The sequence below is a fragment of the Rhizosphaericola mali genome (assembly GCF_004337365.2).
GTDB lineage: Bacteria > Bacteroidota > Bacteroidia > Chitinophagales > Chitinophagaceae > Rhizosphaericola > Rhizosphaericola mali.
Genome location: NZ_CP044016.1, coordinates 1,184,757 through 1,198,133, shown reverse-complemented (window position 1 = coordinate 1,198,133; position 13,377 = coordinate 1,184,757). Strand labels below are relative to the sequence as shown.

Annotated in this window: 12 protein-coding genes; 9 read left to right on the top strand and 3 right to left on the bottom strand. The window is 35.1% G+C overall.

Annotated elements, in window-relative coordinates:
* Positions 1–62: 62 nt before the first annotated feature.
* The 6 genes from E0W69_RS05195 (at position 63) to E0W69_RS05170 (ending at position 4,734) form a co-directional block, all read left to right on the top strand.
* Positions 63–1,214 carry a hypothetical protein gene (locus E0W69_RS05195; protein WP_131328972.1) on the top strand — a complete coding sequence of 384 codons (1,152 nt, stop codon included), beginning with the start codon at positions 63–65 and terminating at the stop codon, positions 1,212–1,214.
* Positions 1,215–1,451: 237 nt separating this feature from the next.
* A complete protein-coding gene (locus tag E0W69_RS05190; RefSeq protein ID WP_131328971.1) occupies positions 1,452–1,667 on the top strand; it encodes a hypothetical protein in 216 nt (71 codons plus the stop codon).
* Positions 1,668–1,749: 82 nt separating this feature from the next.
* Entirely contained in the window at positions 1,750–2,226 is a 477-nt protein-coding gene (locus tag E0W69_RS05185; RefSeq protein WP_131328970.1) for a plasmid mobilization protein, read from the top strand.
* A gap of 52 nt (positions 2,227–2,278) precedes the next feature.
* Entirely contained in the window at positions 2,279–3,349 is a 1,071-nt protein-coding gene (locus E0W69_RS05180; protein ID WP_191967973.1) for a relaxase/mobilization nuclease domain-containing protein, read from the top strand.
* Positions 3,350–3,373: 24 nt separating this feature from the next.
* Positions 3,374–3,961, top strand: coding sequence for a hypothetical protein (locus tag E0W69_RS05175; RefSeq protein WP_131328968.1), 588 nt, complete (start codon positions 3,374–3,376; stop codon positions 3,959–3,961).
* A gap of 284 nt (positions 3,962–4,245) precedes the next feature.
* Positions 4,246–4,734 carry a JAB domain-containing protein gene (locus E0W69_RS05170; protein WP_131328967.1) on the top strand — a complete coding sequence of 163 codons (489 nt, stop codon included), beginning with the start codon at positions 4,246–4,248 and terminating at the stop codon, positions 4,732–4,734.
* Positions 4,735–4,977: 243 nt separating this feature from the next.
* Here E0W69_RS05170 and E0W69_RS05165 read toward each other — a convergent pair whose 3' ends face one another.
* A complete protein-coding gene (locus E0W69_RS05165; protein WP_131328966.1) occupies positions 4,978–5,178 on the bottom strand; it encodes a DUF4062 domain-containing protein in 201 nt (66 codons plus the stop codon).
* A 1,116-nt stretch (positions 5,179–6,294) separates the two neighbouring features.
* Here E0W69_RS05165 and E0W69_RS05160 point away from each other — a divergent pair.
* The 3 genes from E0W69_RS05160 to E0W69_RS05150 are packed head-to-tail and all read left to right on the top strand — an operon-like array spanning position 6,295 to position 12,334.
* Entirely contained in the window at positions 6,295–9,510 is a 3,216-nt protein-coding gene (locus E0W69_RS05160) for a SusC/RagA family TonB-linked outer membrane protein (protein WP_131328965.1), read from the top strand.
* Between the two features lie 18 nt (positions 9,511–9,528).
* The gene (locus tag E0W69_RS05155) at positions 9,529–10,893 is read left to right on the top strand and encodes a RagB/SusD family nutrient uptake outer membrane protein (protein WP_131328964.1); all 1,365 of its coding nucleotides are present in this window, start codon (positions 9,529–9,531) and stop codon (positions 10,891–10,893) included.
* A 46-nt stretch (positions 10,894–10,939) separates the two neighbouring features.
* On the top strand, positions 10,940–12,334 hold the full coding sequence (locus E0W69_RS05150) for a TlpA family protein disulfide reductase (RefSeq protein ID WP_191967972.1): 1,395 nt from the start codon (positions 10,940–10,942) through the stop codon (positions 12,332–12,334).
* A 37-nt stretch (positions 12,335–12,371) separates the two neighbouring features.
* On the opposite strand, the gene E0W69_RS05145 is transcribed toward E0W69_RS05150, so the two are convergent.
* The gene (locus tag E0W69_RS05145) at positions 12,372–12,644 is read right to left on the bottom strand and encodes a hypothetical protein (protein WP_131328962.1); all 273 of its coding nucleotides are present in this window, start codon (positions 12,642–12,644) and stop codon (positions 12,372–12,374) included.
* A 137-nt stretch (positions 12,645–12,781) separates the two neighbouring features.
* Complete coding sequence (locus E0W69_RS05140) at positions 12,782–13,246, bottom strand: MauE/DoxX family redox-associated membrane protein (RefSeq protein WP_131328961.1); 465 nt, start codon at positions 13,244–13,246, stop codon at positions 12,782–12,784.
* Positions 13,247–13,377 lie beyond the last annotated feature (131 nt).

The window sequence follows — 13,377 nt, the reverse complement described above, 5'->3', positions numbered from 1 at the left end:
TGTTGAACTTTAAAATCGACTAATTTTTAAAGGTTTCTAGATTAACCATTTTCATTGTAATAATGTCTATACCATTCAAAAAGCTGAATTATCGCTACTACCGCCAATATCTGGATCGGTATTTTGGTAAGCATCCTTTGTTGTCTTATGGTAAATATGGATTTTTTGAGAACTTTGCACAGGAGGATTCTTTTGAGTTTTGGTGTGTTAATCTTGATAGTTTTATAGTTCGTTATGCCATAGAGGATATGGATTTCCTTTGTACTGATCGGTGTTTTCAAGATATTTTTGACATAGTTGTTCCTTACAGAACACCTCAACATATTGTACGAGATAATGGAACAGATTTAGAAATTACACTTGAACAAGCCAAAGAAATTATGTCCCATTTCCAAAATGGATACCATTTTGGGATGCAAGATTTTGCAGAAGAAGCTACTGCTCTCACATGGATAAATGATAGTGAAGGGCGGTTGAATTTTTTAAAAGATATGGGAGATGAACTCTTAAATCTTTACCATTATGATGGAGAAACTGTTCCCGAATGGATCCAATTTTTTGGTAAAATACAAGCCTATCTTATTTGCTGTGCGCATCTTTTTATAGATATTCAAACCGCTAAACTTTATAATAATACTGCAAAATCTTTGAGCTTTCAAGAAAAAAAGAAAGAAAATTTGACGCTCGTTGAAATAGAAAATAAGAGAATCTCCAAAAATTCTAACTCTAAAAATATAGAAGTTAAGACAGATTCATCCGGTAAAAATATCCCACAAAAGGTAACTTCTACTGCTGAACAAAAAGATCTTTTGTCCGTTTGGGAAGCTTACTTAAGTATGGCTCCACAATTAAAAAACGAAAAAAAATCACTTACGGCACTCCAAATAGTGGAGGGTCTTTTTACCCAAAGTTCAGCGAGTAGGGAAACTATAACCCTGCGTCCTGGAGATTTAGACCATGGCATCCGTTCCATTAATTTACTTTTAGGAGCGGCAAGAATCTGCTACGAAATCAACTTAAAAGGTAAAGGTAAACAGGAAGGAACTTTAAAGGATTATGAAAATCTCATACAATTTCTTTTTCCTCAGCAGGCAGATAGTCGCTCTATTGCCAATAGAATGCGTGATCAAAAAGATAGTTTTCTAGAAATTCTAGGTAGACAAGATACTAAAAAATATCCCCTTGTTTTACAGATGTTAGAAAGGTATAGATAAAATAACCTCCTGTCTGTTATAATCTATCGCTCGGAAACAAATTTGCTTGAATAGACTGTATCATAGTAAAGAAAAATACACCTGCCATACATCGTTTTACATTCAGTAAAGAACATTTTCATATAGTAGTATTTATCTACATCCATATACATAGATGTACACAGAAAATATAGTTTGTTTTCTTTTTCTCTTTGCAATACGGAGGAATATCCCTTCGCTACAGTAACAATATTCCCTATGACAAAGGAAATAACAAATGAAGAGTTTATCTCTCAAAAACAAATTGCCGATATGCTACATTATTCGGTACAGACCGTTATTAAAAAGCGCAAATTAGGACTGATCAATTCCAGACAATTTTGTCCTAGAGGACGTGTATTTATCGACAGAAAAAAATTCTTTGAAGAAGATATGCCCAGACTAATTTCACTTGCTAACAAAGATAAGCTGTAATCTAAAGCTATAGAAAGACCTTAGGATCAAGAAGGGAGCCAAAACAAATATATGCTCCGCAAGCCTCCTAAAAGGCATAGGAATGGGCTCTGTAATCCGTATTCTAAAACCTTGTCGTAGGAGCCCTTGGTTTTCTATAGCAAGCAGGTTGGGCGTACTCATGCGAGGCCCAAATTATCTATTCTCTCATGACTGTCGCATTCGTCATTTATTCATTTTCAAATCCAAGTATATGAAAAATAAAACACGTCGTTTAAATATACTCGTCACCCCTGAAGAGTACCTTAGTATTTCCTCGAAGGCGAGACAATGTGAATTACCCATTTCACATTTTTTGATTGAAGCTTCTAGAAAAGTTCATATCAAAATGTATCGTAAAACCATTCCCGCTTCTGTATCCAAGGTAGTTTTGGCGTTGACACTTACGGCCTCCAATTTTAATCAATTGGTTCGTCATTTACATCAGGGAAAGATCCAACACCTCACAGAAAATGAACTCAAATACTATGGTGAAAAAATTCTTTTACTGGCGGGTGAAATAAAAAACACACTGCAATAAGCAGATGTTTTTTTTATGCATTCCCCAAGGTTCAACTTTTAAAATCACTGGTATGATCGCTAAACAAACGACCGTTAAAGCTTCTTCTGTTTCCAATATGGTCTCCTATGTGCTTCGGGAAAATGGATTAAAACATCCGGAAGAAAAAGCTCAAATCATTTTTCAAAATGCACTTGTAGGAGAACATACCGATCAAATTGTGGCACAAATGCAGATGGCATTGGATTTAAATAACCAACGTTGTAGCCTGCCTCTTTTTCATGCAATCTTTTCTTTAAGTGAAGGAGAATCCTTAAATGAAAATCAGGAATTACAATTGGCCGCAATGATTATGAAGGAATTTAAACTAGATAAGAACATGTTTTTACTTTGTAAACACACCAGCCCATTAAGTAAAGATCACTACCATGCCATCATTGTTCGTCCTCCCATTGACGGTAGACAAGTAGTGAATCTTTTTCAATCCAAGCAAAGATTAATGAACATTGCCCGAAAGTGTGAAATGCTATTTCATCTAAAACAAGTCAAGACACCGAAGACCTGGAAACAGAAATTAAAAAGTTCTAATCAAGAAAAACAGCATTGGAATACTCGGCAGTTGCAAGCTAGGATGGATTTGAAAAATGCACTTTATAAGGCAACGTCCATTTTGGAATTTATCACACATATGCAAAACTTGGGTTATAGTTTACATAAGGGAAGAGGACTGGGAATTGTACATCAATCCTCTGGAATATATTTTAAAGCGAGTTCCTTAGGATGTAGTCTTTCTAAAATTGAGAAGATCATTACATTTAATAAAAAACAACAGAAAGCGCCAATGAGTTCTTCCCAAGTAGCACAATTAGAAAGAAATATTGCACTAGCAAAGAGAGATGTGAATAATGGCACTCTAAAATCAACCTTGCACCACAGAGATAGATTTATGCCTCGTGAAGTTCATCCAACATATAACAACAATACAAGTATAACTATTGAAACAGTGACAAAAGCTTTGATTGATTATATGATTAGTCCTCTTAAGGTAGATATAGATGACGTTTATTTTGGTGCGATGGGTATAGATGAGTCAGAAGAGAAAAAGCGACTCAAAGAAAAAAGAAAAGTAAAATTATCTATGTAAGTAACCCTTTAATATCCTCTAGTTATGAATCTTTCCGAAGTAGAAATCGTATTAAAAGATTTGGTAAAAGAAGTGCAAGAAACCAAAGCGCTTGTTGAAAAAGTAGAACCCTCTCAAGCACAAAATGAGCTTTGCGATTCCTTGTCTTATAGCCTGAGAATACTGCCTAAAAAAGTGGACCATATGAAAGCACTTTTAGATTTGGTGGTAAAAAAGGACATTAAAGAGGATAAGATGTTGCGTCCTGAATCCATGGAAAAATTGCAGCGATCCTTAGAGCGTACTATTCAACAACTGGCAGCACCTACGGCTCAAAAGATCCGACATGAACACAGTTTCAAAGAATGGAAATGGTTGCTTCTTTTATTGTTTTTCATTGGACTATCCATTTATCTGGGGTGGCGTAGTTTTACACGTTACAATCAATACAACGAACTACTCATAAAGTATGACTATGTTCAACAGGCAGCACCAAACTTTATCAGAGCTGTAGATTCTGTATACAATAGAAATCCATACTATTTTTTAGATCATCATCCTAGAAATTTGGAACAAAACAATATTCCCGAAAAAACCTCTTCCAAAAAACGTAAAGCAAAAAAGAAGAAATAACAAATAGCCACCTTTTGTTGTCACATATTTTATACAAATTGGTGATAGTTTATTTTGTATACATATTCCATTCTCTTTTCATTGTAATGATTGTTCTAGTTTAATTTTTTCCTTCTTCCGTTATAAGATTTTATGTACCGTTTTTAGTTTCACTAAGCTAATACGGTTCTCTTTAAAAAGCAGGCAGCTTTCGACGGCATATGCTCACTACGCTCCGCTATTCCACGTACTGCCTTCTTTTTAGAGAACCGTCTTTTATCGCGGTTACACAAAAACAGTACATCATGAAAACTTACAACTCAACAGCAACCAGAGAAAATGAACCTCATTGGTCCGCATTACAAGAAGTCCAACTATCTTATCGCAACAAAATAAAAGCTACGCAAAGACCTAAAATTAATATGGCAGAAGATGCATTAGCTCTTTTTAGATCCGTTTGGAACGAAGATGAAATGGAACTTGTTGAATCTTTCAAAATGCTACTAATGAATAATGCTAACAGAGTTCTCGGTGTATACCACGGATCTACAGGTGGTACTGCTGGTACTATTGTGGATATTCGCATTCTACTTACGGTAACTCTAAAATCTAATGCTTGTAAAATTATTGTAGCACATAATCATCCGAGTGGAAATCTTACGCCAAGTCCTGCGGATCTGAAGATTACAGAAAGATTGAAAGAAGCTGCCAGGCTAATGGATATTACACTATTGGATCATTTGATACTGACAACAGATAGTTATCAATCTTTTGCAAATGAAGGACTCTTGTGAGTTTTTCATTTAAATAATAAACAGATAAAGTTGTTATATAACATAAGGTTCATAACAAGCTTGCGTAATATAGGGAAAAAATTAGAAACATATTGGACTAAATTTTAATACAAATGTTTTAGACTAATACGTTAGCGACTATTACACCTGTGATTTTCACATGCAATAATATTTTAGAATGGCAGATCGTTATTTTCAATTATAGGTTTTGGAATAGGTTTTTCATAATACCAAAATTGTTACCTACACTAATATGAAAAGATGGCATTTGTTGATTTCTTCAATACAGGAATCTTGGACATGAGCTTCATAACTATAGAAAATGTCGTCAAATTCACTCATGACTGCGTCATAACCAAAATCTCTAATGAAATTTCGCAATTGAAATCTAATTTCTTGTAAGTCATAGCAAGTCGAGCTAACGAATAATCTTGGAATAGCCATTTATTTGTATAGTTTATAGTGCCGTTAAGAATTGTTGCTGCTAACCATCAACGATATTCGTCTAGACAATTTTGTGACGGATAAAATAATTATTACATTCAAATTTAGTATAAAAGTTTAATAATGATATTGAGTCATTATTCATTCTTTCATCATTAATCTTCAAACTTATTCAATGTTGTATCTAGTCTAAATTTATCAATTATCTTTCATCTTTTAATCTCCTTAAACAAATATTCCAGCGTGATATTTCTTGCCTTGCACATATTTTCAAGAGTATAAAGCCCAATTTTATATGGATTATTTTCAATGTCCATTATCTGCCTAACAGTCTTTTCATCAACATCATGCTCATCAGCAAATGAGCGAATAGAGCCGTTCCATTTGGAAATCCATTCTTTTATAATGTAATTGCATATGATTCTACTTAAATCGGACATTTAACAAATAAAAATCTTCTAGTAAAAAATATTGCGGAATGGTATCCGCAATTAAAATATTTTACCTATTTTTGATATGTTATATAAATTTGCGAATACTTCATTAAAATATTTGAAGCAATTCGCTTAGAGTCTCGACTTGAAACCTGAGAAATTTCTATGTACACGAGATGATAAGATGAATGGCTCACGTTCTCGGGCGTGGGCTCTCTTATCCGTGTACAGGCTTCTCAGGGCCTCAAGTCGGTAAGTTGAGCTCATGCCTTTCTTTTTTAGAATTGTAAAGTTCTCTCTTAACCAGACTCTTCTTTCTTAACTGGTCAATTAAGAACAATGATATCAATAACTACACACAAGCCAAAACAGAAGAGCGTACAAATAAATCAAAAACCGTATTGGCATATTGCCAAAGCTAATCAACAATATGCGTGCAAACCACGTAACCCAAGCTAATTAATGTTTTTTTGAATAGTTACAGTAAGTAAATTATCGGCTTTACTTTTTTACAACTATAGGAATAGACTTATTCAACTACACTACTTGCATTCCTCTGATTGAGGATAACTGCTTGTTTATATTTATTTACACAATTCCAAAATGTTTTTCCTAGCGTGAAATAACTCATTTTGTTGGCACTTATATAGCACAACATTTTTAACTAACTAACATATTTTCAATGAAATTCAAAACGATCCTATTCGTAATGGGGATGCTTTTGCCCATACTTTCTTTGGCACAGAAGATAAGAGGAGTTGTAAGAGCATCTAATGGCAATATTCTACCTCACACAACCCTACATCTAAAAAAAAGGAATACTTGGACTGAGACGGATATAAACGGGCAATTTACTATGGTATTGCATAGTTCAGATTCTATCATTTTCTCTCATATGGATTATATATCCAAATCTTTATTCCTAGAAGCTAAAGATACTTTCATTCATGTGCAGTTAAACCCTTCCTCTGATTTGGAGGAAGTAATCGTCTCTACAGGCTATCAACAGATACCAAAGGAACGAGCAACAGGTAGTTTTGTCTTCGTAGATAGTGCCCTATTAAATAAAAGAGTTGGACCAGATATTATCAGTCGTCTTGAAGGGAATGTCCCAGGGTTATTATTTAACAGGAATGTTTCGTCTACACTCAATAATACTGGAGGTTATAATCTGAGTATACGTGGTAGAAGTACGCTTTTTGCCAATGACCAACCACTAGTGGTCGTAGACGGATTTCCCTATGATGGGGACATCTCCAATATCAATCCCAATGACATAGCAAGTGTAACCGTACTCAAAGACGCCGCAGCGTCTTCTATATGGGGCGTAAAATCGGGTAATGGCGTTATCGTTCTTACTACTAAAAAAGGAAAGCAAAACCAAAAAGTAAATGTTGAACTAAATGCCAACACCACCATAGGCAATAGACCCAATCTATTTTATTCGCCCAACTGGATAAACGCTTCAGATTTTATTGATATCGAAAAATCGTTATTTGAGCAAGGTTACTATGATAATGATTTAACAAGTTCCTATCATCCTGTCGTTTCTCCGGTGGTAGCCTTACTAGATGAAGCCAAAAGAGGATTAGTTAGTTCAACAGATGCAAATACCCAAATAGATGCACTTCGTAGCAATGATTTTCGAAAAGATGTAAGAAAGTATTTATATCGAAATTCTATCGCACAACAATACAGCCTCAGTTTTCGGGGAGGAGGTCCTGCTAATGATTATTTTCTCTCTATGGGTTTTGATAATAATCAGTCCAATCAAGTCGGCAACAAAAACTATAGACTTACCCTCAATGCGAATAATAACTTTCATCTTTTCAAAGGATTTACTCTTTCGCTAGGCTATAACTATATACAGTCCAAAGCTACAATGAATAGTCCATTGCCGAACCTTTATCCAACAGCGTCCAAACCTAGTTATTATCCCTATGCAAGGCTAGTAGATCAAAATGGAAGGAGTGTTTCTCTTGTAAAAAACTATGCAGAAAGTTATACCGATACCGCTGGTGGCGGACAATTACTTAATTGGAAATACAATCCATTAGACGAATTAAAAAATGCCGATAATACAAGTAACGCCGTCGACAACCGATTTAACATAGGCGTAAAATATGCTTTTTTACAAGATTTCTCGGCAGAATTAAAGTATCAATATGAGCGGTTGAACACCAACACAAATTACTACTACAATGATTCTACCTATTACGGCAGAAATCTTATCAATCAATACACAGACATTACCGCATCCAATAGTTTAGGGCTGATTTACCCCATACCTGTTGGAGGCATACTGAATAAATCAAATTCCACCGTTAATGCTCATCGGCTGAGGGCTCAACTCCTTTATTCTATTGTAACAAAGCTTTCCTCTATCAACCTATTATCTGGGTTTGAGATCAATCAGGATGTACGTGAAGGAGAAAGTAATTCTACCTATGGTTATGATAAACAAAATGGTAGCTATTCTCTGGTGAATTATTTGGATTACTACTTAACGAGCCCATCTGGAGATTATAATGCAATTCCCAATGGTAGTGCATTTAGTAAATATATAGATAGGTATATTTCTTATTTTTTTAATGGCTCATATACGTACAACGACAGGTACATAGTTTCTTTAAGTGCACGTAGAGATAAAAGCAATTTGTTTGGTGTAAAATCCAATCAAAAGTCTGTTCCGCTCTATTCTGTTGGAGGAAGCTGGATAGTAAGTAAGGAGTATTTTTGGCAAATAAATTGGTTGAATTACTTGAAGCTTAGAGCCACCTATGGTTACAATGCCAATGTAGACAATAATATAACGGCTGTAACAACCTCTCTATTCGCAGGTAATGCGTCTTATTATTCCAGATTGCCCTACAGTGTTATTACTAACCCCGGCAACCCAGATTTAAGATGGGAAAGAATTAGGATGATAAACCTAGCAATGGACTTTTCTACACAAAACGATATTATATCTGGTTCATTTGAATACTACATGAAAAAAGGAACAGATATAATTGGACTCGCTCCGATGGCACCTTCGAGTGGACAAACCAATGTATATGGTAATTACTCCAATACAAAAGGACATGGGGTCGACATTTCTATTAATACCGTCAATATCAATAACCACCGATTTAAATGGACTACAAACTTTATATTTAGTACCGCAGTAGATAAGGTGACGAAATACGATGTACCAGCCTCTTCGCAAGAGTATTTACAAGGAGGAGATGGTGCTGGAGGTTCCATATATCCTTTAGTGGGTAAGCCTGCTTTTTCTATTTATGGTTATAAATGGGGTGGACTGGACAATCAAGGAAACCCACAAGGGTATAGCAAGGGTATATTATCTTCTGATTATACAGACATTATCAACAATACCCCTGTAGATAGTCTACAATTTATGGGAGCCGCAAGACCGCAGACTTTTGGATCATTTAGAAATACCTTTAGTTTCGGAAGATTTTCGATTTCCTTTAATCTTATATATAAGTTTGATTATTTTTTCAGACGCCAATCCATTAATTACAATAGTCTGTATCAATGGCAAGGTAACGTCGATTATTATAAAAGATGGACAAAACTAGGCGATGAAAACCGCACCAACATACCATCAATGCAATTGCCTCCTATAAATTATGATAGAGAAACTTTTTATCAGTATTCTTCGGTTTTAGTGGATAAAGGGGATCATATAAGATTGCAAGATATCAACTTGACTTACAACATGCCACTATCTCCCAAAAGTAAAAGGGTGTTTAAAGACTTAACGTTTTACGGATATTTAAATAACGTAGGCATTATTTGGCGCGCCAATAAAGATCATCTAGATCCTGATATTTATGCCAACAGTATGCCTTTACCATTTTCTGCTTCCATAGGTGTGAAAGCCTCTTTTTAATCAACAAAACAATTTCTAATGTATAGATCTATTTTATTTCTAATATTTTACTGCTTCCTTACAGCATGTAATAAACAAGATGATTTTTTGTCGGAAAAACCCAATATTGCACTTTCTACCTTAGACAACCTTACGGATCTGCAAAATTTATTAAATAATGAAAGTGTTTTCAATAGAAACGATCCTTCCTTGGGTGCATTGACCGCAGAAGATTATTATGTAACTGATAAAGTGTGGAATAATACCACTTCCCCCATTGCTCGTAACACCTACATTTTTGCAACGGACATTTATGGTGCCTATCCATTGTCTACTGACTGGACTACTCCTTATAATGCTATTTATGTAGCCAATACGGTATTACAGGCTTTTGACTCATTTGGGGAAACAGAAAAACAATCTCAGGAGGGTAGACAAGTACAAGGACAAGCATTGTTTTATCGAAGTTGGAAGTACTACGGATTATTGCAGGACTTTACACTTCCTTACGATACAATTACAGCATCCACCACACTTGGACTACCGTTACGGTTAAGCCCAGATTTGAACAGTAAAGTACAAAGAAGTAATCTTAAACTATGTTATCAGCAAGTAATTGCCGATTTAAAAAAAGCACTTGAACTTTTACCTCAAAGTTCTTTATATGTAACTAGACCTAATAAAACATCTGTTCGGGCTGCTTTAGCTAGAATTTATTTGGGTTTATCTAACTATGATAGTGCAGCAAAATATGCTGCAATAGCGCTGGAAGACAATCATCAACTCGTTGACTTTAATACACTTTCAAAAACGAGATATCCCATTGCTTCCAATTTCCTTTCAGAAGATATATTTCACAGCACGCTCGTGAATTCCACTTTCATTGCCTATAATTCCTCGTCCATAGATGGCTCCTTATATAATAGTTACGATCAAAATGATTTACGTAAATCAATATACTTTATTACAACAACGAGTGGTTTTAATACATTCAAAGGATCCTATGACTTTAAAAGATACCAATATAATGGACTAGCCACAGATGAGCTTTACCTCATAAAATCGGAGTGTGATATACGGCTAGGCAATACACAACAGGGGATTGATCTTCTAAATACCCTGCTACTTTCAAGATATGTAACTGGAACATTCAAGCCTTATGGTTCACTATCTCAAAATAGGGCATTGGAAGTCCTCTTGTCAGAAAGAAGAAAGGAACTCGTTTTTCGAGGAGTCCGGTGGAGTGACCTGCGAAGACTTAATCAGCAATCCGCTTTTAAATCTACGCTACAACGAACTATCAATGGACTAAGCTACAGTTTACCCCCTGGAGACCCAAGATTTGCAATGCCTATTCCAAATGAAGAAATCAAACTAAATGAAATAACTCAAAACATTAGATAAAATTATGAAAATCCTATATTGCTTTCTTACCTGTATATTTTGGTCTATGATAATCCTAAATGCGACACATCCAACTATAAAAAAGCATCGTCACTGGATTAAAATTTCTGGCAATTCTGAATATTATATCCACAGAAACGATAGTGTAGTTTTAACGGTAACTAAATATGGAATGTTTTTTACTAAATCAAGTTTTACAGAAAACTTCTATTACATATCTGATTCAAATAATTATCATTTTAGATTCAAAAGCAATATTGCTGTAAGTATATCCATTACTATATACAGAAATAAGGAAGTTTTAACGGATGGTATAGGTGGAAATTTTCTTGCAGAGCCTGGAGATGCCATAAGGATAATAGATAAGCGTACCGATTCTAGGGCTTACGCCATTCAAATGAAAGGTGTAGGATCTGCCAAATATAATTACAATATACATTTTACGGCGCAGGGCAATCGATTTAAAACAGAACGGTTTCCAAAATTTGCCAATTTGGATCATGATAAAGTAACTGCGATGGATAGTCTTTGCAATGCACAATTGGCGTTTATTAACGATAGAAGAAATAAATTGAGCCCATACAGCTACAATTATCTAAAACTTCTAGCACTCCTCTCGTGTGAAGGGACAAAATATCAAATTGCTAATCTATTTTTCAGTAAGAAGAAAATAGATGGTTTCCAAAATGACGGCTTCCAAGCGCAAATAAATTCAATCATACATAACGAAAATTCTGGCATGCAATATTTTGGACTTATATATAATTACATCATCAATAAATATCGCTATGACTATAAAAATAGTACATCCACAAATCTTACTGACCAATACCGTTATCTGAAAAAAATATTGCCATCCTATCTTAAATATGCCTTACTATGTAAGTTCTTAACCGAATCCGTTAACACTAACTTATATCCATTAATAGAAGATGCATTATCATTCATTAAAGTTCCTCCTTTCAGATCTTTACTAGAAAGACAACTTGACTATTGTAAGCCAGAAAAAATGGCTTATAATTTTGACTTACCAGATATAAATGGCGTCCATCATAGACTATCTGATTACCGAGATACGGTTGTTGTCTTAGATTTTTGGTTCACCGGTTGTGGAAATTGTCGAAGACTAAGACCGGTCATGGAAAAAATTGAAAAGCAATACTTAGGTAAAAAAGTAAAGTTCTTATCCATTTCCATAGATAAACAATATGTTCAATTCAAACATAGTGTAGAAAGCGGAGATTATACAGCCCCCTCGAGCATAAATCTTTATACCGACGCTCTAGGCGTGGAAGCAGAAGTAATCAAATTATTCCATGTTAATAAATATCCCACTTTAATAGTTATCAGTCCAAAAGGGTCAATAGGTAGTACACCTATTGACCCCAGGTTTGACTCAGGAGTAAGTCTGATTTCCATCATTGATCCATATCTCAAATAGTGCGTTATGGTTATTTTAACTTAGATATACGCATTTACTATTTGTAGATACTTCCATTGTCGGAATAATGATAGTTGCTTCCAGAGGGCTTTGTATTGTCTGATGGTCTTGAACCATTATCTGACAAAACTTCACATGCTGTGTTAGGATTGTTTTCTTGACAGGAAACATTGTCTGGAAGCTCCGATGCAGTGAGCCATGTGAACCCACTTGCTGTTTGTACTGCATAATAAGTCTCTGCTGCCGCAGGACGAATATGGATGCTCTTTGCCATGGCACCGCCGATGGCAAGAACTGCTGCCGCTGCCATGATGACGCTGCGGGCTTTGCTGTTTTTGTTGATTGTAAGCATATGCTTATTTTTTTAAAAATGAAATAATGATAAACCCCTTCCGGCCAGTCATCAGATCGTAGACTCGATTTTTAGCCTACCTATCCGCCATTAAATCAGACTCGGGAAATCCGGACCATTTCCCCTTCTGTTGGTTTGTCTTTATGCTTACCCACGGCCATGGTTAGATAAATACCTACGGTTGCTAGCAACCAAAAAAATAGATTAAATAATAAATGTTCTGTCCAACTGAGCTTACTAATAAGCTCCCCACAACTACAAGGCTTTCTGGGAAATTTTCCTGCCACTACAAGTGCTACATATCCCGTAAATACCGACATCAATAACCAACTGATATATAGTCCCGCTTTTTTTGTTCTATCAAAAACAAGTAACCCTGCTGCAATAATTTCTCCTAGTGGAACCATGTAAGTCACTATTGGAACTAAACTTTTGACTATCGGCTGATTGGACATATCCCGATAAAAACTATCCATACGAAATACTTTTTCTACACCTGCATACAGAAATAAGATCAGTAGTAATACTCGAATAATGTATACTATAATTTCTCTTTTCATAATTCATTTTTTTATATTTAAACACTTGCTTGCGCTGCATACTTTTAATTATTATTTAATAGTTTACCCTTTTCGATAATATCCACCGAAGTCTTTACCTATCTATGATCTAGGTCAATAAAATAATATTT